General features: G+C 72.6%; 19 protein-coding genes. 10 read left to right on the top strand and 9 right to left on the bottom strand.

All coding sequences use genetic code 11. From position 1 onward, the window contains the following. Window positions 1-319 precede the first annotated feature (319 nt). Window positions 320-1,249 carry a hypothetical protein gene (locus tag ACIQFU_RS31090; RefSeq protein WP_402555950.1) on the top strand — a complete coding sequence of 310 codons (930 nt, stop codon included), beginning with the start codon at window positions 320-322 and terminating at the stop codon, window positions 1,247-1,249. A 77-nt stretch (window positions 1,250-1,326) separates the two neighbouring features. Further along, window positions 1,327-1,491, top strand: coding sequence for a hypothetical protein (locus ACIQFU_RS31085; protein ID WP_007451049.1), 165 nt, complete (start codon window positions 1,327-1,329; stop codon window positions 1,489-1,491). Here the strand turns inward: ACIQFU_RS31085 and ACIQFU_RS31080 are convergent. Beyond that, window positions 1,477-1,866 (bottom strand): metal-sensitive transcriptional regulator, encoded by a 390-nt coding sequence (locus ACIQFU_RS31080; protein WP_402555927.1) that lies wholly within the window; start codon window positions 1,864-1,866, stop codon window positions 1,477-1,479. The genes ACIQFU_RS31085 and ACIQFU_RS31080 overlap by 15 nt on opposite strands. Window positions 1,867-2,114: 248 nt before the next feature. Here ACIQFU_RS31080 and ACIQFU_RS31075 point away from each other — a divergent pair, with 248 nt between their 5' ends. Both ACIQFU_RS31075 and pitH read left to right on the top strand, forming a co-directional pair. Then, complete coding sequence (locus ACIQFU_RS31075) at window positions 2,115-2,735, top strand: DUF47 domain-containing protein (protein ID WP_122621147.1); 621 nt, start codon at window positions 2,115-2,117, stop codon at window positions 2,733-2,735. A gap of 7 nt (window positions 2,736-2,742) precedes the next feature. Further along, window positions 2,743-3,741 (top strand): low-affinity phosphate transporter PitH, encoded by a 999-nt coding sequence (gene pitH / locus ACIQFU_RS31070; RefSeq protein ID WP_402555926.1) that lies wholly within the window; start codon window positions 2,743-2,745, stop codon window positions 3,739-3,741. A 257-nt stretch (window positions 3,742-3,998) separates the two neighbouring features. Here pitH and pstB read toward each other — a convergent pair whose 3' ends face one another. From pstB to ACIQFU_RS31035, 7 genes are all read right to left on the bottom strand, one after another. Then, a complete protein-coding gene (pstB, locus tag ACIQFU_RS31065) occupies window positions 3,999-4,775 on the bottom strand; it encodes a phosphate ABC transporter ATP-binding protein PstB (protein ID WP_030191650.1) in 777 nt (258 codons plus the stop codon). A gap of 88 nt (window positions 4,776-4,863) precedes the next feature. Beyond that, entirely contained in the window at window positions 4,864-5,919 is a 1,056-nt protein-coding gene (gene pstA, locus ACIQFU_RS31060; protein ID WP_402555924.1) for a phosphate ABC transporter permease PstA, read from the bottom strand. Continuing rightward, entirely contained in the window at window positions 5,916-6,926 is a 1,011-nt protein-coding gene (gene pstC / locus ACIQFU_RS31055) for a phosphate ABC transporter permease subunit PstC (RefSeq protein WP_402555923.1), read from the bottom strand. The genes pstA and pstC overlap by 4 nt, the downstream gene beginning before the upstream one ends. Window positions 6,927-7,050: 124 nt before the next feature. Next, a complete protein-coding gene (pstS, locus tag ACIQFU_RS31050; protein WP_402555921.1) occupies window positions 7,051-8,178 on the bottom strand; it encodes a phosphate ABC transporter substrate-binding protein PstS in 1,128 nt (375 codons plus the stop codon). 158 nt (window positions 8,179-8,336) lie between these two features. Further along, window positions 8,337-8,783: an NUDIX hydrolase gene (locus ACIQFU_RS31045; RefSeq protein WP_402555920.1), complete on the bottom strand. Its 447-nt coding sequence runs from the start codon at window positions 8,781-8,783 to the stop codon at window positions 8,337-8,339. A 24-nt stretch (window positions 8,784-8,807) separates the two neighbouring features. Then, entirely contained in the window at window positions 8,808-9,881 is a 1,074-nt protein-coding gene (locus ACIQFU_RS31040; protein ID WP_402555948.1) for a CHAD domain-containing protein, read from the bottom strand. Between the two features lie 913 nt (window positions 9,882-10,794). Further along, window positions 10,795-13,035, bottom strand: coding sequence for an RNA degradosome polyphosphate kinase (locus tag ACIQFU_RS31035; protein ID WP_402555918.1), 2,241 nt, complete (start codon window positions 13,033-13,035; stop codon window positions 10,795-10,797). Window positions 13,036-13,258: 223 nt separating this feature from the next. Here ACIQFU_RS31035 and ACIQFU_RS31030 point away from each other — a divergent pair, with 223 nt between their 5' ends. The 5 genes from ACIQFU_RS31030 to ACIQFU_RS31010 all read left to right on the top strand — a co-directional run bounded on the left by ACIQFU_RS31030 (window position 13,259) and on the right by ACIQFU_RS31010 (window position 17,827). Further along, a complete protein-coding gene (locus ACIQFU_RS31030) occupies window positions 13,259-13,801 on the top strand; it encodes an RNA polymerase sigma factor (RefSeq protein WP_402555916.1) in 543 nt (180 codons plus the stop codon). Further along, window positions 13,798-14,667: a zf-HC2 domain-containing protein gene (locus ACIQFU_RS31025; protein WP_402555915.1), complete on the top strand. Its 870-nt coding sequence runs from the start codon at window positions 13,798-13,800 to the stop codon at window positions 14,665-14,667. The genes ACIQFU_RS31030 and ACIQFU_RS31025 overlap by 4 nt, the downstream gene beginning before the upstream one ends. An 84-nt stretch (window positions 14,668-14,751) precedes the next feature. Beyond that, the gene (locus ACIQFU_RS31020; RefSeq protein WP_402555914.1) at window positions 14,752-15,666 is read left to right on the top strand and encodes an ABC transporter ATP-binding protein; all 915 of its coding nucleotides are present in this window, start codon (window positions 14,752-14,754) and stop codon (window positions 15,664-15,666) included. After that, window positions 15,663-17,183, top strand: a complete 1,521-nt coding sequence (locus ACIQFU_RS31015; RefSeq protein WP_402555912.1) for an ABC transporter permease — start codon at window positions 15,663-15,665, stop codon at window positions 17,181-17,183. The genes ACIQFU_RS31020 and ACIQFU_RS31015 overlap by 4 nt, the downstream gene beginning before the upstream one ends. After that, window positions 17,171-17,827: an ABC transporter gene (locus ACIQFU_RS31010; RefSeq protein ID WP_402555910.1), complete on the top strand. Its 657-nt coding sequence runs from the start codon at window positions 17,171-17,173 to the stop codon at window positions 17,825-17,827. Before ACIQFU_RS31015 ends, ACIQFU_RS31010 begins: the two co-directional genes overlap by 13 nt. Before the next feature lie 43 nt (window positions 17,828-17,870). Here ACIQFU_RS31010 and mshD read toward each other — a convergent pair whose 3' ends face one another. Next, window positions 17,871-18,800 (bottom strand): mycothiol synthase, encoded by a 930-nt coding sequence (gene mshD / locus ACIQFU_RS31005; protein ID WP_402555908.1) that lies wholly within the window; start codon window positions 18,798-18,800, stop codon window positions 17,871-17,873. A 208-nt stretch (window positions 18,801-19,008) separates the two neighbouring features. Between mshD and ACIQFU_RS31000 the strand changes: the two genes are divergently transcribed. Beyond that, window positions 19,009-20,847, top strand: a complete 1,839-nt coding sequence (locus ACIQFU_RS31000) for a bifunctional metallophosphatase/5'-nucleotidase (RefSeq protein WP_402555907.1) — start codon at window positions 19,009-19,011, stop codon at window positions 20,845-20,847. Window positions 20,848-20,944: the final 97 nt, after the last annotated feature.

Raw genomic sequence — 20,944 nt, 5'->3', positions numbered from 1 at the left:
TGGGGCGGAGTGGGTGCCCGTAGCTCGGGCGGCATGGTGGCTCGCCGTAGCTGTGTGGCTATGTGGTGGTGTGGGATTGGGCGTCTGTTCGGGCCTGGCTTCTGGCTCTTCGGGCTGGGCCGCGCCAGCCGCAGGTGCAGCGGGCCAGGCAGAAGGGGCCCTGTTCGACCGTTGTCGTGAGGTGTTCCGGGGCGTCCCCGGGGGCTTCGAGACCGTCCTGCTGCGCCACGCCCACAACGTTACCGGGGTCGCCTGCCCCTCGTTAGGCGGGACGGCAGGGGGTCCGGAACGGGCGTGACGGCTGGGATAGCAGGTGGCGATGGTCGGGCGGGAGCGGGAGCTGCGGAGTTGGCGGACGGACGGCCGTCTCGCCCTCGCCGGCGGGATGGTCTGCGTCTGTCTGGCGGGCGCCGGGTGTTCCGGTCCCGGGCAGGGGGCCTCCGTCGAGGGTGCCGGCGGGGGCGATCCCGTCGCCGTGCTGCACCGGGCCGCCGACCGGCTGGTGGCCGCCGGGAGCGCCAAGACGCGGACCGCGATGCAGATGGCCAGCGGCGGGACACGGGTGACCATCCGGGGCGAGGGCGTGTACGACTTCGGGGAGCGGCTCGGGCAGCTGAAGGTGCGGCTGCCGCAGGATCCGGCGGGGTCGAGCGAGCATCGGCCGATTACCGAGCTGCTCGCCCCGGGGGCCCTGTTCATGAAGAACCGGGGGGCCGGCGTTCCCGACGACAAGTGGGTGCGGGTGGAGACCGACTCGCTGTCCGACGGCAACCTGGTGACCGGCGGGGCGACGGATCCGTTCGCCGCCGCCGAGGTGCTGCGCGGGACGCGGACGGCCACGTTCGTGGGGCGCACCGAGCTGGCCGGTGTCGAGGTGCGGCACTACCGGGGGACCGCCGATCTGGCGCGGGCGGCACGCGGTGCCTCGGAGGGCAACAGGAAGGCGCTGGCGGCGGCGGCCGAGGGGTTCGCCACCGCCGAGGTGCCCTTCGACGCCTACCTCGACGACGAGGGCCGTGTCCGCAAGGTCCGGCACCGCTTCAGCTTCTCCAACGGGCGCGAGGACGGCACCGGCACCGTGGACGTCGCCTCGACGACGCTGCTGTACGACTTCGGCGCCGCCGTCCGCGTACGGCTGCCCGAGGATCAGGACATCTACGCCGGCAAGATCGCCGCCGGGCCGGGCGATCCGGGTGAACCGGGCGAGCCGGACGGGGGCACGGGCGGGGCGGTGGACGGCAAGAACTAGCCCTTCCGTGCCATGCGCGGTCCGTAGGCCGCTCCCTACTCTAGGAAGTCGGTGACGGCAGAGACGAGGTGACGCGCGTGGCTCCGGTCGGCGGTACGGCGGTTCAGGACCACGTGGCCCTCGCCGAGATCGAGCTGTGCGGCGAGCTGATCATCGCTGCCTCGGCCGCCCGGGAGCGGCTCAGCCTGGAGAGCATCGACGAGGTGCTGCGCGTGGCCGAGGAGCGCTCACGTGCGCAGTAGGCGGCCGATCGCCTTCGTCGCCTCTTCCACCTTGGCGTCGATCTCGGTGCCGCCCTTGAGGGCCGCGTCGGCGACGCAGTGGCGCAGGTGTTCTTCGAGCAGTTGCAGTGCGAAGGACTGGAGGGCCTTCGTGGAGGCGGAGACCTGGGTCAGTATGTCGATGCAGTAGACGTCCTCGTCGACCATGCGCTGCAGGCCGCGGATCTGGCCCTCGATGCGGCGCAGGCGCTTGAGGTGCTCCGCCTTCTGCTTGTGGTACCCGTGCACGCCGCGGTCGTGGTCGGTCACAATGTCCGTGCCGTCCGTCTCGGCCTGGCTCACCGCCCGGTCCGCGGCGGGGGAGGGCGCACCCGCGCCGGCCTCTGTGGTCGTCATCGCGTCCTCCATGCTGGATTCCGGGGTCGGGGAGAGTCGGTGGATTCAGGGGAAGGCGGACATATACCCCTGGTGGGTATATGGTAACGAACTTTCCCGGGTATGGGGCCCTTGCCGGAGCGGCCGACGTCGCCCCCCTGCTCATCACTCTGTCCGATGGGCGACACTGGGGGACGGCCCGTTAGCAGTGGCCGGATGATGCGCCTAGCATCAGCCTGACCGAAACCGATGCACCCCGAGGACCCCACGTGCGCTTTCGTCTGACCCCCAGGGAGACGAGCTTCTACGACATGTTCGCCGCCTCCGCGGACAACATCGTCACGGGCTCCAAGCTCCTGATGGAACTGCTCGGGGCGGACGCATCCGCCCGGGCCGAGATCGCAGAGCGTATGCGGGCCGCCGAACACGCGGGTGACGACGCCACGCACGCGATCTTCCACCAGCTGAACTCCTCGTTCATCACGCCCTTCGACCGCGAGGACATCTACAACCTCGCCTCGTCCCTCGACGACATCATGGACTTCATGGAGGAGGCCGTCGACCTGGTCGTCCTCTACAACGTCGAGGAACTGCCCAAGGGCGTCGAGCAGCAGATCGAGGTGCTGGCGCGGGCCGCCGAGCTGACCGCCGAGGCCATGCCGAACCTGCGGACCATGGACAACCTCACCGAGTACTGGATCGAGGTCAACCGGCTGGAGAACCAGGCCGACCAGATCCACCGCAAGCTGCTCGCGCACCTCTTCAACGGCACGTACGAGGCCATCGAGGTGCTGAAGCTCAAGCAGATCGTGGACGTGCTGGAGGAAGCGGCCGACGCGTTCGAGCACGTGGCGAACACGGTGGAGACCATCGCCGTCAAGGAGTCCTGAGCCGTTCATGGACACCTTTGCTCTGGTCGTGACCATCGGGGTCGCGCTTTTCTTCACGTACACCAACGGCTTCCACGATTCGGCCAACGCGATCGCCACCTCCGTGTCGACGCGTGCGCTGACGCCGCGCGCGGCGCTCGCCATGGCCGCGGTCATGAACCTGGCCGGCGCGTTCATGGGATCCGGGGTGGCCAAGACCGTCAGTGAGGGGGTCATCGAGACTCCCGAGGGTTCGAAGGGGATGGGGATCCTCTTCGCGGCGCTCGTGGGCGCCATCGTCTGGAATCTCATCACCTGGTACTTCGGGCTGCCGTCCTCGTCCTCGCACGCCTTGTTCGGCGGCATGGTCGGTGCGGCGCTGGCCGGGAGCACGACCGTGTACTGGCACGGGGTCGTCGACAAGATCGTCATCCCCATGTTCGTGTCGCCGGTGATCGGTCTGCTCGCCGGTTACCTGGTGATGACCGTGATCATGTGGATCTTCCGGCGGGCCAATCCGCACAAGGCGAAGCGCGGCTTCCGTATCGCGCAGACGGTGTCGGCGGCGGGCATGGCGCTGGGGCACGGTCTGCAGGACGCGCAGAAGACGATGGGCATCGTGGTGATGGCGCTGGTCATCGCCGACGTCGAGGACTACGGCGATCCGATCCCGGTGTGGGTGAAGCTCGCCTGTGCGCTGATGCTGTCCGCGGGGACGTACGCCGGTGGGTGGCGGATCATGCGGACGCTGGGGCGGAAGATCATCGAGTTGGATCCGCCGCAGGGGTTTGCCGCGGAGACGACGGGGGCGTCGATCATGTTCGGGTCGGCGTTCATCTTCCACGCGCCGATCTCGACGACGCATGTGATCACTTCGGCGATCATGGGTGTGGGGGCTACGAAGCGGGTCAATGCCGTGCGGTGGGGGGTCGCGAAGAACATCATCATGGGGTGGTTCATCACGATGCCGGCGGCCGCGGTGGTGGCTGCGGTGTCGTTCTGGGTCGTGAATCTCGCGTTCTTGTAGGCGCTGAGCCCGTCTGAGCGGGGGTGGGGTGTGCTCACCGGCGCTTGCCGGGTGCCGCTGCGCCCACCCTCCCCCACTCTCGGCTTCGCTCGAGCGGGGGGACCCCCATCGCCCCAGCGGCACGACTGCCCGCAGCTGGAACGGTACGGCGGCTGCCCGTGGCTGTGCGGAAGGGCCCGCCCCCTGTTCTGGGGGCGGGCCCTTGTGGTCCTCGCGGTGGCACCGCCATGCAGCACCGCGAGGGGATGGGGGGCGGGTCAGCCGAAGCGGCCGGAGATGTAGTCCTCTGTGGCCTGGACCGACGGGTTGGAGAAGATGCGCTCCGTCTCGTCGATCTCGATCAGCTTGCCGGGCTGGCCGACCGCCGCCAGGTTGAAGAACGCCGTGCGGTCCGAGACGCGGGCCGCCTGCTGCATGTTGTGCGTCACGATGACGATCGTGAAGCGCTCCTTCAGCTCGCCGATCAGGTCCTCGATCGCCAGGGTGGAGATCGGGTCCAGGGCGGAGCAGGGCTCGTCCATCAGGAGAACGTTCGGCTCGACCGCGATCGCGCGGGCGATGCACAGGCGCTGCTGCTGGCCGCCGGAGAGGCCGGAGCCCGGCTTGTTGAGGCGGTCCTTGACCTCGTTCCAGAGGTTGGCGCCGCGCAGGGACTTCTCGACGATGTCGTCCAGCTGGGACTTCTTGTACTTGCCGTTCAGGCGCAGGCCCGCCGCGACGTTGTCGTAGACCGACATGGTCGGGAACGGGTTCGGGCGCTGGAAGACCATGCCGACCTCGCGGCGCACGGCCACCGGATCGATGCCGGCGCCGTACAGGTTCTCGTCGTCCAGCATCACCTTGCCGTCGACGCGGCCGCCCGGTGTGACCTCGTGCATGCGGTTGAGCGTGCGCAGGAAGGTGGACTTGCCGCAGCCGGAGGGGCCGATGAAGGCCGTCACGGAGCGGGGCTCGACGGTCATCGAGATGTCCTCGATGGCCAGGAAGGAGCCGTAGTAGGCGTTGAGGCCGCTGACATCTATGCGCTTGGCCATGGAAATCACTGCTTCTTTCGGGTTCGGTCGCTGACTGTTCTGCGTCGGTCGCGTCAGCGACCTGCCACGCGGCGGCAGCCGCACGATGTCACCGCGGGGCCTTCCAGCGGGCGATGCCGCGGGCCGCGAGGTTGAGGATCATGATGAAGGCGATCAGCGTCAGGGCCGCCGCCCAGGCACGGTCGTAGGACGCGTCGGAGCCCGCGCCGTACTGCAGGTAGATGTACATGGGCAGCGACTCCTGCGGACCCTGGAAGGGGTTCGCGTTGATGAAGTCGGTGCCCCAGACCAGCAGCAGTACCGGGGCCGTCTCGCCGGTGATGCGGGCGACGGCCAGCATGACGCCGGTGACGATGCCGCCGATCGAGGTGGGCAGGACCACCTTGAGGATCGTGCGCCACTTGGGCACGCCCAGGGCGAGGGACGCCTCGCGCAGCTCGTTGGGGACGAGCTTGAGCATCTCCTCCGTGGAGCGGACGACCACCGGGATCATCAGGATGCACAGGGCGAAGGAGCCGGCGACGCCGGAGGGGCCCATGTCCAGGATGAGGACCCACAGGCTGAGCACGAACAGGCCCGCGACGATGGACGGGATGCCCGTCATGACGTCGACGAAGAAGGTGACGGCCTTGGCGAGCCGGCCGCGGCCGTACTCGACCAGGTAGATCGCGGTGAGCACGCCGATCGGCACGGAGAACAGGGTGGCGAGGCCGACCTGCTCCAGGGTGCCGAGGATGGCGTGGTAGATGCCGCCGCCGGGCTCGCTGTCGGCGACCACGCCCATCGAGTGGGTCAGGAAGAACCCGTCGAGGACCTTCACGCCCTGCTTCACGGTCTCCCAGATCAGGGAGAGCAGCGGGATGAGGGCCAGCAGGAAGGCGACCCAGACCATGCTGGTCGCGACCCGGTCCTTGGCCTGGCGACCGCCCTCGACGCGGGCCGAGATGCCGTACGAGCCGGCGACGAAGAGGACCGCGGCGATCAGGGCCCACTGGATGCTGCTGTTCAGCCCGGCGGCCGTGCTGATGCCGAGGCCGGCGACGACCGAGCCGGCCGCGACCGCCCAGGGGAACCACTTGGGCAGGGTGGCGGCGCGCAGGGAGCTGCGGCCCCTGGGGGCGGGGGTCAGGGTTGCGTGGCTCATGCGTTGGCCCCCGAGTACTCCTTGCGGCGGGCGATGATCAGCCGGGCCGCGCCGTTGACCAGCAGGGTGATGACGAACAGGACCAGACCGGAGGCGATCAGGGCGTCGCGGCCCATCTCGGTGGCCTCGTTGAACTTGCTGGCGATGTTCTGGGCGAAGGTGCCGCCGCCCGGGTCGAGCAGGCTGGGGGTGATGTCGAAGGTCGGGGAGAGCACCATGGCCACGGCCATCGTCTCGCCGAGCGCGCGCCCGAGGCCGAGCATCGAGGCGGAGATGACGCCGGAGCGGCCGAAGGGGAGGACCGACATCCGGATGACCTCCCAGCGCGTGGCGCCGAGGGCCAGTGCGGCCTCCTCGTGCATGCGCGGGACCTGCCGGAAGACCTCACGGCTGACGTTGGTGATGATCGGCAGGATCATGATGGCGAGCAGGATGCCCACGGTGAACAGCGAGCGCCCCGCGCCGCCGTTCCACTCGAGGATCCCGGTCCAGCCCAGGTACTGGTCGAGCCAGCCGTAGAGCCCGTCGAGGTGCGGCACGAGGACGAGGGCGCCCCACAGGCCGTAGACGATCGAGGGCACGGCGGCGAGCAGGTCGATCACGTAGCCGATCAGACCGCCCAGCCTGCGCGGCGCGTAGTGCGTGATGAACAGCGCGATGCCGACGGAGACCGGGACGGCGATGGCCATGGCGATGATCGACGACACGACGGTGCCGTAGGCCAGGACCGCGATGCCGAACTCCGGCGGGGAGCCGGTCGGGTTCCACTCGAAGCTGGTGAAGAAGTTGGCCTCGTCCTCGCCGATGGCGAGCCAGGCGCGGTAGGTGAGGAAGGCCGCGATGGCGGCCATGACGACCAGCACGAGGATGCCGGACCCGCGGGAGAGCCCGACGAAGATCCGGTCGCCGGGGCGGGTGACGCCGCGGGCGGCGCCCTTGCTCCCGGGCGCGGGCGGCCGAGGTGCGGGGGAGGGGGCTGGCTTGTGGGTGTCCGTTGTTATGTCCATCGGGTTCTCCGGTCTGCGGAGCCGTCGTGGTCGGCGGCTCGGGCGGAGCCCCGGTCGGGGGCTCCTGGCGGCGGTGCACCGGACGGTGCGGTCCGGTCCGCGTGGGGACCGGACCGCACTCGGGTCAGCTCAGGCCCGAGATGGTCTCGCGGACCTTGGTGATGATCTCGGTGGGCATCGGGGCGTAGCCGGCGTCCGCCAGCAGGCCCTGGCCGTCCTCCGAGGCCATGTAGTTCAGGAAGGACTTGGTGGCGGGCAGGGTGTCCGCCTTGTTGCCCTTGTCGCAGGCGATCTCGTACGTCACCAGGACCAGCGGGTAGGCGCCCGCGGCGTCCGGGGTGTAGTCCAGCTCCAGCGCGAGGTCCTTGCCGGTGCCGACGACCTTGGCCGCGCCGATGGCGGCGGTGGCGTTCTCGACGGTGGCCTTGACCGGCTCGTCGGCCGCGGTCTTCACGTCGACGGTCCTGACGCCGTCCTTGGCGTAGGACAGCTCGAAGTACGAGATGGCGCCGGCCGTCTGCTTGACCTGGCCGGCCAGGCCGGAGGAGCCCTGCGCGGACTGGCCGCCCTTGGCCTCCCAGGACTTGCCGCCCTCGTACTTCCAGTCGTCGGGCGCGGCGGCCTTCAGGTACTTGGTGAAGTTGTCCGTGGTGCCGGACTCGTCCGAGCGGTGGAAGGCCTGGATCTTGAGGTCGGGCAGCTTGGCGTCGGGGTTGAGCTTCTTGATCGCCTCGTCGTTCCAGTTGCTGATCTTGCTGTCGAAGATCTTGGCCATCGTCGGGGCGTCCAGGACGAGGGTGTCGACGCCCGGGACGTTGAAGCCGACCGCGATCGGGCCGCCGACCATCGGCAGGTCGATGGCCTGGCCGTCCTTGCAGACCTTCTTCGAGGCCTCGATCTCCTCGGGCTTCAGCGCGGAGTCCGAACCGGCGAACGCGGTCTGGCCCTGCGTGAAGGCGGTGATGCCCGCGCCGGAGCCGGTCGGGTTGTAGTTGATCTGTACGTTCTTGCAGGCCGCGACGTACTGCTTGACCCAGGCGTCGATGGCGTTCTTCTGGGCGGAGGAGCCGGAGGCCTGGAGCTGGCCCTTGGCGTCCTCGCACTTGATGTTGCTGCTGGCGGCCGCGCTGGCGTCGCCGCCGTTGCCGTTGCCGCCGGTGTCGTCGGAGCCGCACGCCGTGAGGGCCAGGGCGCCGGAGACGGCGAGAGCACCGAGAGCGAGGGCCCGCCGGTTCATGCGCTGAAGCTTCACTTGAGGGAGTTCCTTCCAGGAGCCGCCGTCCTGAATTCGGCGGCGTGCGAGGAGTGGTAAGGCCGAAATTAGGCAGATCAGATGAAGGCGCCGATGGGCGTAAATGAACGCGGGGTGAACCCCTGAGGACGGTGCGGTGAGGTCACGGAACGCTTACGTCAAGGACACGGAGCGGTTCCGGGCGGGCGCGTCGCGAGCAGCGCGTCGACGAGGGTTCGGTCCCGGGGCTGGGTGAGGCGGGCGCGGGCGGCCTCCGGGGGCAGCCACAGGATGCGGTCGACCTCGTCGGACGGCGTGAAGGCGCCGGCGGTGGCCGCCGCGGCCCAGTAGCGGACCTCCTTGGGGCGGCCGTCGGCGCGATAGCGCACGGTGGGCAGCTCTGCGCCCGGCTCGGCGGCGTACCCCGTTTCCTCGGCGACCTCGCGCAGGGCGCCCGCGAGCGGGTCCTCGCCCGGCTCGAGTTTGCCCTTCGGGTGGGACCAGTCGTCGTACTTCGGGCGGTGCACGAGGCACAGTTCCAGGCCGGCGGGGGCGGTCGGCGGCGCGGGGCGCCACAGGACGCAGCCGGCCGCGCGGACGGTGGTGTCGTCGTCTGCGGGGCTCACGGGGCGCTCACGCCTCCCGTCGTCCTACGGCAGTCTGATCGGTTCCTTGCGCCAGCTGTGCTGGAACGCGTACCTCGCCGCCTCCACCTCATGCCGCTGGTCGGCGTGGAGCACGCCGAGGGCGTACGCCGTGGCCGGGGCGATGCGCGGGGTGCGGGCGGCCTGGGCGGCGGCCGCGGCGGCCTCCGAGGCGTCGCGGTGCCGGTCCAGTGCCTCGCCGGCCGCGAGAAGCCGTACGTCCACCGAGTCGGAGTCGGCGTCGGCGCTCCCGGTGTCCGCACCGGCCAGCGCCTCCAGGGCGTAGCGGTGCAGGCGCAGCAGCAGGCGGACCTGGTGCCACGGCGCGTCCTGGGGGTGCGGGGCGGGGTCCGGGGAGAGTCCGTGGACCAGCGCCTCCGCGTTGTACGGACTGCCCGCGGTGACCAGGGGGAGGGCGGCCACGGCGTCCGTGAGGCGCTCCTGCGCGGCGGTGGCCAGCGGGCGGAGGTCGACGGGTGTGGCGTCGGGGGCGGCGGCCCTGCGCCCGGCGCTGCTCAGGGGGACTTCGCTGGCCAGTAAGGCGACCTTGTCGGCGACGGCGTGGAAGCGGCTGCTGCCCAGGGCCTGGAGGGCGGTGGAGTGCGCCCGGGTGCGGGCCAGGGTCAGCTGCCGGTCGAGCAGCGCGCCCGCCTTGGCCGCGCCCACGGTGAGACTGCCGCGGTCCGTGGTCGCCGGGCGGGCGGGGGCGGGCACACCGGCGGGCACGGTGTCGGCGGCCCGGCCGACCGGGCGCGGGGCCGGGAACGCCGACGAGCCGGACAGCCGGTGCAGGGCTTGGAGCAGCCGTTCCAGGCGGCACGCGTAGGCGTGCTCCAGGGCCAGCGTGCCGGACAGCCAGGCCAGCTCGGGGCGCATCTCCTCCGCCCAGCCGGCGTCCAGCAGCGGCTGGAAGGTGTGCAGGGTGCCGCTGATACGGCGGGCCGCACGGCGCAGGTCACGGACCGCGTCCACGTCACCGGCGGGAGGAGTCGCCCGGCCGGGCCCGGCCGGCCCCGCTCCCGCCCCGGACTCGCGGTGCCGGCGCAGCGCGCGCAGGAACTCCGTGGCCTGGGCACGCAGATAGCCGACGAGCGAGCCGCCGTCCGCATCGGCGTCCGGTCCACCGGGACCGACTGTCGGGCCGCGGCCGACGCCCGGCCCGGTACCGGGGTGCGGGCCTGCGTCGGCGTTCCGTGCCGTGCCGGTGCCCCCGCTCGCGCCTACGCTCCCGCCCGCGCCTGCTCCCGGGTTCGCGACGCCGGGGCTGGTGCCGGGGTGTGGGGCCGTGTCGGCGTTCCGTGGCGTGCCGGGGCTGCCGTTCGGGCCTGCGCTCCCGCTCGCGCCTGCTCGCGGGTTTGCGACGCCGGGGCCGGTGCCGGGGTGCGGGGCCGTGTCGGCGTTGCGTGGCGTGCCGGGGCCGCCGTTCGGGCCTGCGCCCGCGTTTACGTTCCTGCCTGCGCTCTCGCCTGCGCCCGCGTCCGCATCCGGGACGCCGGGATTGGCACTGGGGTGTGGGGCCGGGTCGGCGTTCCGTGGCGTGCCGGGGCTGCCGTTCGCGCCTGCGCTCCCGTTCGCGCCTGCTCGCGGGCTCGCGACGCCGGGGCTGGTGCCGGGGCGCGGGGCCGTGTCGGCGTTGCGTGGCGTGCCGGGGCCGCCGTTCGGGCCTGCGCCCGCGTTTACGTTCCTCCCTGCGCTCTCGCCCGCGCCCGCATCCGGGACGCCGGGATTGGTACTGGGGTGCGGGTCCCCGTCGGCATTCCGGGACGTGCCCGCGCCTGCTCCCGGGTTCGCGACGCCCGGAGCGGTGCCGGGGTCGCCGTCCGTGCCCGCGTCTGCGTTTACGTTCGTGCCTGCGCCCGCTCCCGCGATGGGGGCGCCCGGGTCGGCACCGGCGCGCGGGCCCGCGTCCGCGTTTCGGGCCGTGCCGGGGCCCCCGCTCGGGCCCGCGTTCGTGGGTTCCGGTGGGGCGGTGGCTGTCGTGGGGCTGGTGGGGTCAAGGTGTTGCTGTGCCACGCCGGCGCCTCCGGGCGTCTATGAGCATCTCCTGGACGTTGCGCAGGGGCTGGCCGTCCGCGTCGGTCGCGTGCCGGGTCCACTCGCCGTCCGGGCCGAGGTGCCAGGAGGCGGTGGCGTCGGACATGCCGTTCTCGAGGAGCCGGTTCAGGGCCGCCCGGTGGGCCGGGTCGGTGACCCGGACCAGGGCCTCTATCCGGCGATCGAGGTTGCGGTGCATCATGTCGGCGCTGCCCAGCCACACCTCGGGCTCGCCGCCGTTGCCGAAGGCGAAGACCCGCGAGTGCTCCAGGAAGCGGCCGAGGACGGAGCGGACCCGGATGTTCTCCGACAGGCCCGGCACCCCCGGGCGCAGCGCGCAGATGCCGCGCACCCACACGTCGACCGGCACACCGGCCTGGGACGCGCGGTAGCAGGCGTCGACCACGGCCTCGTCGACCATCGAGTTGACCTTGATGCGGACGTATGCGGGGCGTCCGGCCCGGTGGTGCTGGATCTCCTTGTGGATGCGGGAGACCAGGCCGTCGCGCAGCGACTTGGGCGCGACGAGCAGACGGCGGTAGGTCTCGCGCCGGGAGTAGCCGGAGAGGCGGTTGAACAGGTCGGAGAGGTCCGCCCCTACCTGCGGGTCCGAGGTGAGCAGGCCCAGGTCCTCGTAGAGGCGGGCCGTCTTCGGGTGGTAGTTGCCGGTGCCGACGTGACTGTAGCGGCGCAGCGTGTCGCCCTCCTGCCGTACGACCAGGGAGAGCTTGCAGTGGGTCTTCAGGCCCACCAGCCCGTAGACGACGTGGCAGCCGGACTCCTCCAGCTTGCGGGCCCACTTGATGTTGGCGGACTCGTCGAAGCGGGCCTTGATCTCGACCAGGACCAGGACCTGCTTGCCGGACTCGGCCGCCTCGATGAGCGCGTCGACTATCGGGGAGTCGCCGGAGGTCCGGTACAGCGTCTGCTTGATCGCGAGGACGTCCGGGTCGGTGGCGGCCTGCTCCAGGAACGCCTGCACGGAAGTGGAGAAGGAGTCGTAGGGGTGGTGGAGCAGGACGTCCTTGGTGCGCAGGGCGGCGAAGATGTCCGGCGCGGACGCGGACTCCACCTCGGCGAGGTCGCGGTGGGTGCCGGCGACGAACTTCGGGTACTTCAGCTCGGGCCGGTCCAGGCTGTGGATGCGGAAGAGGCCGGTGAGGTCCAGCGGGCCGGGCAGCGGGTAGACCTCCGCCTCGCCGATCTTCAGCTCGCGCACGAGGAGGTCCAGGACCTCGCGGTCGACGGACTCCTCGACCTCCAGGCGGACGGGCGGGCCCAGGCGCCGCCGCATCAGCTCCTTCTCCAGGGCCTGGAGCAGGTTCTCCGTGTCGTCCTCCTCCACCTCCAGGTCCTCGTTGCGGGTGAGGCGGAAGGTGTGGTGCTCCAGGACCTCCATGCCCGGGAACAGCTCCTCCAGGTGGGCGGCGATGACGTCCTCGATGGGGACGTAGCGGCCCGGGGAGGCCTCCAGGAAGCGGGAGAGCAGCGGCGGGACCTTGACGCGGGCGAAGTGGCGGTGGCCCGTGACGGGGTTGCGGACGACGACCGCGAGGTTGAGGGAGAGTCCCGAGATGTAGGGGAAGGGGTGGGCCGGGTCGACCGCGAGGGGGGTGAGGACCGGGAAGATCCGGTGCCGGAAGAGGGTGAAGAGGCGGGCCTGCTCCTTCTCGGCCAGCTCGTTCCAGCGGACCAGGTGGATGCCCTCCTCGGCGAGGGCCGGGGCGACGTCCTCGTGGAAGCAGGCGGCGTGCCGGGCCATCAGCTCGCGCGAGCGGGCCCAGATCATGTCCAGGACCTCGCGGGGTTGGAGGCCGGAGGCGGAGCGGGTGGCGACGCCGGTCGCGATGCGGCGCTTGAGGCCGGCGACGCGGACCATGAAGAACTCGTCCAGGTTGCTGGCGAAGATCGCGAGGAAGTTGGCCCGCTCCAGCAGCGGAGTGCTCGGGTCCTCGGCGAGTTCGAGCACCCGTTCGTTGAACGCGAGCCAGCTGCGCTCGCGGTCCAGGAAGCGGCCCTGCGGGAGCCGGGCGCCGCCGTCCTGGGACTCCTCCGACTCCTCGTACGCGTCGAGGTCGGCGTCGATGTCCGGCTCCAGGCCGGACACCGTGGCGGCCACGGTGTCCGGGCGGTGCGCCGCGATGGAGCCCACGGAGGGCTGCGTGTGCTGGACCTCTGCCTGGGTGTTCGGCTGCCTCATGAACCCATTCTTCCGCGCCGCGCGCGGGTCGGGCGCGTCGGAAGGCACGGAAGGCCCGGAGGGCTCCGGCTCGGTCGGCTTCATTCGGTGAGCCTCGCAAGGCTGTCTGAATCAATGGTTACGGGGACATGACGTGTGGGATAGCCGCGGGCCTCCGAAACGTCCCGGCGCACCTGCCTGAGATCGTGTGAACCGATCGGCCGGGCTCGTGCGATGAGGAGACGTGAGCGAAACGAGAAGCGACGGGGAGCTGCTGCGGGCCGTCGCGGCGGATGCCGACCGGCGCGCCTTCGAGGAGCTGTACCGCCGGTACGCGCCCTGGCTGACCGCCCGCATGCGCGGCCGCTGCGCCGACCCCGCCGTGGTCGACGACGTCGTGCAGGAGACCTTCCTCGCCGTGTGGCGCGGCGGCGCCCGCTACCGGGAGGAGGGGGACGTGGCCGGGTGGCTGTGGCGGATCGGGTCGCGGCGGCTGATCGACGTGCTGCGCGGCGACGGGGCGCGCGGACGGCTGCGGCAGGCGCTGGCCCGCCTGCGCCACCGGGACGAGGTCTCGGCGGAGGAGCGCGTCCTGGCCGGGGTCGAGCACGGCGACCTCGCCGGCGCGCTCGTACGGCTCTCGCCGGAGCTGCGCGCGGTGCTCCAGGCCACCGTCGTCGACGGGCTGACCACCCGTGAGACGGCCGTCCTGCTCGGCATCCCGCCGGGCACGGTCAAGACGCGGGCGATGCGGGCCCGCCGGCAGCTGCGGGAGGCGCTGGCATGAGGATCGACGACGGCGGCCGACGGGGCCCGAACGCCTGGCACGTGGACGAGGACGACCTGCGGGCCTACGCACGCGGAGAGCTGGCGGCCCCCCTGCTCTGGTCCGCCGACACCCACCTGACCGCCTGCGCCGCGTGCCGGGGCGCGCTGGCCCGGGTGAGCGACACCGCCGCGCTGGACGCGGGCTGGGAACGGCTCGACGCGGAGCTGGACGCGCCCCGGCCGGGCCGGTTCGAGCGGCTGCTCACGCGGTGCGGCGCGGGCGACGGCACGGCGCGGCTGCTCGCGGCCACCCCCGTGCTGCGCAGGTCCTGGTTCGGCGCGCTCGCCGCCGTACTGCTCACGACGTTCCTGGCGGCCCTGGCGGCAGGTGCGGCCGGCCGGCCCGTGCTGTTCCTGGCCTTCGCCCCGCTGCTGCCGCTGGCCTCGGTGGCGCTCGCCTACGGTCCCGCGCTCGACCCCACCCACGAGATGGCCGTCGTCTCGCCCGTGCACGGCTTCCGGCTGCTGATGATCCGCACGGTCGCCGTCCTCGTCGTGGCGCTCGGGGTGGGCGGCCTGGCCAGCCTCGCGCTGCCCGGGTACGGGGCGGCGGCCCTGGCGTGGCTGCTGCCCGGCCTCGCCCTCACCGCGACCGGGCTGGCGCTGGCGCCCCGGCTGGGGCCGGTGGCCGCGCCGTCCGTGCTCGCGGGCGCCTGGGCGGCCGTGCTGCTGGCCGCCGACGCGGCGCGCGGGTCCGCGGACGGTCCGCTGGCGCCGTTCACCGCGGCCGGGCAGGGCGTGTCCGGGCTGGTGGCGGTGCTGGGCGCCGGGGCGCTGTTCCTGCTCCGCGACCGGTTCGACGTATCGGCGCGCGGCGTCGCGTGAGTCCGGCGCCTCCCCGCGCCGCTCCCGTCCCGCCCCCGCCTCTCCTTCTTCCTTGCCGACCCCCTTCACGTACGGGAGTGCCGTATGACCCCCACCGTTTCCGCCTCCGGGCTGAGCCTGCACTACGGGCGCACCCGCGCCCTCGACGACGTGTCGCTGCGGCTGACCCCGGGTGTCACGGGGCTGCTCGGGCCCAACGGCGCCGGGAAGACCACGCTGTTGCGCGTGCTGGCCACCGCCGTGCCCGCCGACCGGGGGGCGTTCACCGTGCTCGGGCACGACCCCGGGACCGCGCGCGGCCGGCAGGAGGTGCGGCGGCGGCTCGGCTACCTGCCGCAGACGCCCGGTTTCCACCCGGACTTCACCGCCTTCGAGTTCGTCGACTACGTGGCGATCCTCAAGGAGCTGGCGGACCGCCGGGAACGGCACCGCGAGGTGCGGCGGGTCCTGGAGGAGGTCGACCTCGGCGACGTGCGCGGGCGCCGGATCAAGAAGCTGTCCGGCGGTATGCGGCAGCGGGTCGCGCTGGCCGCCGCGCTGGTGGGCGACCCGGGGTTCCTGGTGCTCGACGAGCCGACCGTCGGGCTCGACCCCGAGCAGCGGATGCGCTTCCGGGAACTGATCGCCGGGGCCGGGGAGGGGCGGACCGTGCTGCTGTCCACCCACCAGACCGAGGACGTGGCGATGCTCTGCCACCGGGTGATCGTCATGGCGGCCGGGACGGTGCGCTTCGACGGCACCCCGGCCGAGCTGACCGCGCGGGCCGCCGGACGGGTGTGGAACAGCGCGGAGAAGGACCCCGGCGCGAAGGCCGGCTGGCGCACCGGGACCGGCTCCTTCCGGAACGTGGGCGACCCGCCCCCGGACGCCGAACCGGCCGAACCCACCCTGGAGGACGGCTACCTGCTCGCCCTCGACGACGCGGGTACCACCGGCACGACGGATACGACAGGCACCACCGGCACGACCGGCTCGGCCGACGAGGAGGCGGCCGCGTGAGCGCCGTGCTGACGGAGGAGTCCGTGCCCGTGCGAGCGCCGCTCTCCGACCGGGGCGCGCGGGCCGTGCTCGCCCTCGCCCGGTTCGAGGCACGCAAACTGCTGCTGGGCGTTCCCGTGGTCATCGCCTTCGTGGCGTACGTCGCGTGGATCGTCTGGCGCACGCGGGATTCCTTCGACGGCGCTCCCGCCCTCCAGGACGCCGACCGCGCCACCCAGTCCATGCCGATGCTCGTCGGCCTCGCCGTCCTGCTGGGCGCCGCCCGGGCGGTCGTGCGCTCGGAACGCCACGGCACCGAGCACCACTTCTCGGTCCTGGTCCTGCAGCCCTGGCGCCGTATCGCCGGCCACGCGCTGTCCGTCGTACCGGCCGCCCTGCTCACCGCCCTGTGCGTGGCCGGTCAGTTCGGCTGGGAGGCGCTCAAGTCGGGCGCGATCGGGCACGGTTCGCCGGCCGAACTGGCGGTGGGGCCGCTGACGGTACTGGCGTTCGGGGCGCTCGGGGTGCTGCTCGGCCGCCTGACGATGTCGGCCCTCGCAGCGCCGCTGCTGGTGGTCGTGCTGCTGTTCGTCTTCGTCCTCGGTACCGGGCCGAGCGAGGTGAGCGGACTGTCCTGGCTGGCACCGGCCGTCCCCCAGATCGGCCCCGACACCCTGCCCTCCGACCTGCTCGGGCGCCCCGCCGCCTGGCACGCCCTGTACCTGGCGGGCGCCGCCCTGTGCCTCGCCCTCCTCGCGGTGGCCGTCGCCGGAGGGCGCACCGCGGCCGTCCGTACGGGACTCGTCCTGAGCCTGGCGGCGGCGGTGGCCGGCGGCGTCCTCCAGGCTCGCGGCGCGTCGCCGTCTGCGGAGCTGACCGCGGCCCGCGAACGCGCCTCGACGCACCCCGGCCTGACCTGCGCCGAGCACGGCCGGTCGACGTACTGCGCCTTCCCCGAGTGGATGCCGCGCACCGGCACCTGGGCCGGGGTCGTGGACCGCGTCCAGGCCGTGGCCGGCGGCTCCGCGCACGAGCGGCCCCTGGTCGTACGGCAGCGGATCGACGCCCGCTACGGGCCGGGGACCGACGCCGGGATCCCCGCGCTGACCGGCGCCGACCGGGTGACCGTGGGCACCGCCTGGGGCGGCAACCGGGTCCCCGAGTTCTCCAGCGCCGTCGCCGCCGTCCTCGTCGCGGGCACGGAGACGGCCGGCGGCGAGCTGTGCGACGGGCGGATGGTCACCGTCATGTGGCTCTCCCTGAGCTGGCAGGACGACCCGATGAACGCGCTGCGCCGGGTCCGCCTCGACGACAGCGTGACGGGCTCCGCGATCGTCCTGTCGCCCACCGACCCGCTGTCCATGACGGAGGGCCAGACGGACGTCGTACGCCGCCTGCTGGAGAACCCGCCCGCCGGGACCGGCGCGCGGGTGAAGGAGCACTGGGCCGAACTGACCGCACCGGGTGTCACGACCGCCCGCGTCGCCGAACTCCTCGGCGTGCCCGGGCCGGGGAAGGCGGACTCGTGCGAGGAGTGACGGCGGCCCGGGGGGCGCTGACGGTGGACCTGGCCGGCCCGCTGTGGCGCACGCTGCCCTGGCGTGCCCTGGCCGCCGCCGGGGCCCTCGGCCTGCTGGCCGCCGGCGCCCCCCTCGCCACCGGCGCCGAACCGGCGCCCTGGCAGACCCTGTTGCTGCTGCGGGGCGCGGCCCTGATCGGCGCCCTTGGCCTGGCCTTCCTGCTGGACGACCCGGCCCGCCACCTCACCGCACCCGTGCCGACCCCGAGGCTCCTGCGGCAGGCGCTGCGCGTGGCCCTGGTCGCGCCGCTCGCCGCGCTGTGGTGGACGGCCGTACTGCTCCTGACCCCCTCGGCGTCCCGGCCCCCGGCCGGCGGGGTCACCCTGGAGGCGCTGGCGGTGGGCGCGCTCGCTCTGGCCCTCGCCGCCCTGGCCGTACGGCTGACGGACGAGGCGCGTCCGGGGCCGTACGTCGCCGCGACCCTGCTGCTCACGGCCGTGCTCGCGCCGCTGCTCGCGCCGGAGGGCTGGGCGCTGTTCGTCCAGGCGGGCGACCCGCGCTGGTCCGTCGGGCACGACCGGTGGGCGGTGCTGGCGGTGGCGGTGGCCGTGGTGGGGGCGGCGTGCGGGGCGGAGCCGTCGGGGCGCAGGGCCGCCCGGTGACGGACGGTTCACCGGTTCGTCCCACTGGAGTGGTCCCGGCGGCTCACGTCTCCGTGCGGTACATCAGGTCCGTCTCGTGGGTGGTGAAACCGAGGCGCTCGTAGACGGACACCGCCGCCTTGTTGTCGGCGTCGACGTACAGCATCGCCGTGGGCAGGCCCCGCCCCTCCAGGTGCCGCAGGCCGATCGTGGTGAGGGCCTTGCCCAGGCCGCCGCCCTGGGCGTCGGGGCGGATGCCGAGGACGTACACCTCGCCGAGCCCCTCCTCGGCGTGCTCCTTGGTCCAGTGGAAGCCGATCAGCTCGCCGTCCCGCTCGGCGAGGAAGAACCCCGCCGGGTCGAACCACGGCTCGGCCTCGCGGTCGTCGAGGTCCCGCTGGGTGAGCGAGCCCTGCTCGGGATGGTGGGCGAAGGCGGCCGCGTTCACGGCGAGCCAGGCCGCGTCGTCCTGCCCCGGCACGAAGGCGCGCACGCTCACGCCCTCCGGCAGCACCGGGTCCGGCAGGTCCAGGCCGGCCAACGGGCGCCGCATCTGCCGCAGTTCCCGGAAGAGGGAGAGCCCGAGCACCTGCGCGAGGTGCCGGGCGGCGGAGTGCCCGCCGTGCGCCCAGACCCGCAGCCGCTTGCCGGACGCGGCGAGCAGGGCGGAGCCCAGGGCCCGGCCGTGCCCCTGGCCCCGGTGCGAGGGGTGGACGACCAGCTCGGCGGCCGGCGGCTCGACCGGGTCGGTGCCCTCCAGCTGGGCGTAGCCGACGAGTTCGCTTCCGTCGACGGTGAGCAGGAGATGCGCGACGCCCTCCCGCGCGGGGCCGCGCAGTTGCAGCCGGCCCTGCTCGGACACGGCGTGCTGCCCGTCGTTCCGGGCCGCCTCGGTGAGCAGGGCGAGGACGGCGTCGGTCTGCTCCGGCGTGAGTTCGGCGAGGGTCTCGATCGAGCGGGGGCGGCCGGGCCGCACGGTGTCGTCGCTGGTCATGCGTACGAGGGTAAAGGGCGCCCGGGGCGATGGGGCGGCGGCAGGCGAGGAGGGGGACGGTGACGAGGACAGAGGTGTGGGTGAACCCGAAGTTAAACCAGGCCGTAACCCGGAAGCCCCTGTCGCGCTACGCGCGTTGACCCTAGGCTGCTGCGCCGACGAGCCGTCTCCTCAGCGGCTCGCGCCACGCACACCCACAGGGGGGCGCATGCCAGCCACAGCACAGTCGCACCAGCCGCGTCGCAGACGCCGTACGAGCCGTCTCCTGGTCGCGGCCGCCACCGTCGTCACCGCCGGGGCGCTCGCCGCGGCGGCGCTGCCGGCGTCGGCGAGCGCGTCCGGGGGAGGCCGCGGCCACGGCGGTCACGGTCACGGACATGGTCATGGCCAGGGCCGCTACCAGGATGTCCAGCTCCTCTCCTTCAACGACCTGCACGGCAACCTGGAGCCGCCCGCCGGCTCCTCGGGCCGCGTCACCGAGGCCCAGCCGGACGGCACGACGAAGACGGTCGACGCGGGCGGCATCGAGTACCTGGCCACCCACCTGCGCGAGGCCCGCAAGGGCAACCGCTACTCCATCACCGCGGCCGGCGGCGACATGGTCGGCGCCTCCCCGCTGCTGTCCGGGCTCTTCCACGACGAGCCGACCGTCGAGGCGCTGAACAAGCTCGACCTGGACGTGACCAGCGTCGGCAACCACGAGTTCGACGAGGGCGCCAGGGAGCTGGCCCGTCTCCAGAACGGCGGCTGCCACCCCACCGAGGGCTGCTACACGGACAAGAGGTTCAAGGGCGCCGACTACCCCTACCTCGCGGCCAACGTCCTCGACGAGAAGACGAACAAGCCCATCCTGAAGCCTTACTGGGTGTGGAAGCAGAAGGGTGTCAAGGTCGGCTTCATCGGCGTGACCCTGGAGGGCACCCCGGACATCGTCTCGGCGGAGGGCGTCAAGGGCCTGAAGTTCAAGGACGAGGTCGAGACGATCAACAAGTACGCCAAGGAGCTCCAGCGCCAGGGCGTGAAGTCGATCGTCGCCCTCATCCACGAGGGCGGCTTCCCGGCCTCGGCCGACTACAACTACGACTGCGACTCCCCGGGCGCGGGCGACGGCGTCTCCGGGCCGATCGTCGACATCGCCAAGAACATCACCCCGCAGGTCGACGCGCTGGTCACCGGCCACACCCACAACGCGTACGTCTGCACGATCCCCGACCCGGCGGGCAACCCGCGCATGGTCACCTCGGCCTCGTCCTTCGGCCGCCTCTACACGGACACCACGCTGACCTACGACCGCCGCACGGGTGACATCGCCCGTACATCGGTGAAGTCGGCGAACCACGTGGTCACGCGCGACGTGCCGAAGGCGCCCGACATGACCCGGCTGATCGACCGGTGGAGCACCCTGGCCGCGCCGATCGGCAACCGCGCCATCGGCTACGTCTCCGCCGACGTCAACCGCGACGGCACCGAGTCCCCGCTGGGCGACCTGATCGCCGACGCGCAGTTCGCCTACGGCAAGGCTCAGGACCCGGAGACCGACCTGGCCCTGATGAACCCGGGCGGCATCCGCGCCCCGATCACCTACGCGGCCTCCGGCGCCGAGGGCGACGGCGTCGTCACGTACGCCGAGGGCTTCACGGTCCAGCCCTTCGCCAACACGGTGAACCTCAAGGACTACACGGGCGCGCAGCTGATCCAGGTCCTCAAGGAGCAGGTGAGCGGTCCGAACGAGGCGGCCCCGAAGATCCTCCAGGTCTCCTCCGGCCTCACCTACACCCTGGACCTGACCAAGTCGGGCGCGGACCGCGTCGTCACGGACTCCATCCGCCTGAACGGTTCGCCCGTCGACGAGAACGCCACCTACCGCGTCGCGTCCAACAGCTTCCTCGCGGGCGGCGGCGACGGCTTCACCACGCTGGGCGAGGGCACGGACGAACTGGTCGGCGCGGACGACCTGGCGGCCTTCGAGCAGTACCTGACGGCCAACTCCTCGGCCACCGACCCGATCGCACCGCCGGCCGCCGACCGGATCACGGTCGTGCAGTAGCCCGGCCGCGGCCGGCGCACCAAGAGCCTGGCGCAGCAAGAGCCTGGCGCACCAGTGGCCCGGCACACCGTACGGCTCAGCCGCCGCGGTGTGCCGG

Origin of the sequence: Streptomyces sp. NPDC093065, assembly GCF_044754585.1 — a bacterium.
In the GTDB taxonomy this organism is placed as follows: domain Bacteria; phylum Actinomycetota; class Actinomycetes; order Streptomycetales; family Streptomycetaceae; genus Streptomyces.
Note: the sequence above shows the minus strand (reverse complement) of the source record. Positions and strands in the feature narration are given on the sequence as shown.

Excerpts from the sequence above, each read along its gene's own strand:
- pstB (WP_030191650.1), bottom strand. The coding sequence starts at position 4,775 with ATGGCCAAGCGCATAGATGTCAGCGGCCTCAACGCCTACTACGGCTCC.
- pstA (WP_402555924.1), bottom strand. The coding sequence starts at position 5,919 with ATGAGCCACGCAACCCTGACCCCCGCCCCCAGGGGCCGCAGCTCCCTG.
- mshD (WP_402555908.1), bottom strand. The coding sequence starts at position 18,800 with ATGACCAGCGACGACACCGTGCGGCCCGGCCGCCCCCGCTCGATCGAG.
- ACIQFU_RS31000 (WP_402555907.1), top strand. The coding sequence starts at position 19,009 with ATGCCAGCCACAGCACAGTCGCACCAGCCGCGTCGCAGACGCCGTACG.
- ACIQFU_RS31020 (WP_402555914.1), top strand. The coding sequence starts at position 14,752 with ATGACCCCCACCGTTTCCGCCTCCGGGCTGAGCCTGCACTACGGGCGC.
- ACIQFU_RS31080 (WP_402555927.1), bottom strand. The coding sequence starts at position 1,866 with ATGACGACCACAGAGGCCGGCGCGGGTGCGCCCTCCCCCGCCGCGGAC.
- ACIQFU_RS31025 (WP_402555915.1), top strand. The coding sequence starts at position 13,798 with ATGAGGATCGACGACGGCGGCCGACGGGGCCCGAACGCCTGGCACGTG.
- ACIQFU_RS31090 (WP_402555950.1), top strand. The coding sequence starts at position 320 with ATGGTCGGGCGGGAGCGGGAGCTGCGGAGTTGGCGGACGGACGGCCGT.
- pstC (WP_402555923.1), bottom strand. The coding sequence starts at position 6,926 with ATGGACATAACAACGGACACCCACAAGCCAGCCCCCTCCCCCGCACCT.
- pitH (WP_402555926.1), top strand. The coding sequence starts at position 2,743 with ATGGACACCTTTGCTCTGGTCGTGACCATCGGGGTCGCGCTTTTCTTC.
- ACIQFU_RS31035 (WP_402555918.1), bottom strand. The coding sequence starts at position 13,035 with ATGAGGCAGCCGAACACCCAGGCAGAGGTCCAGCACACGCAGCCCTCC.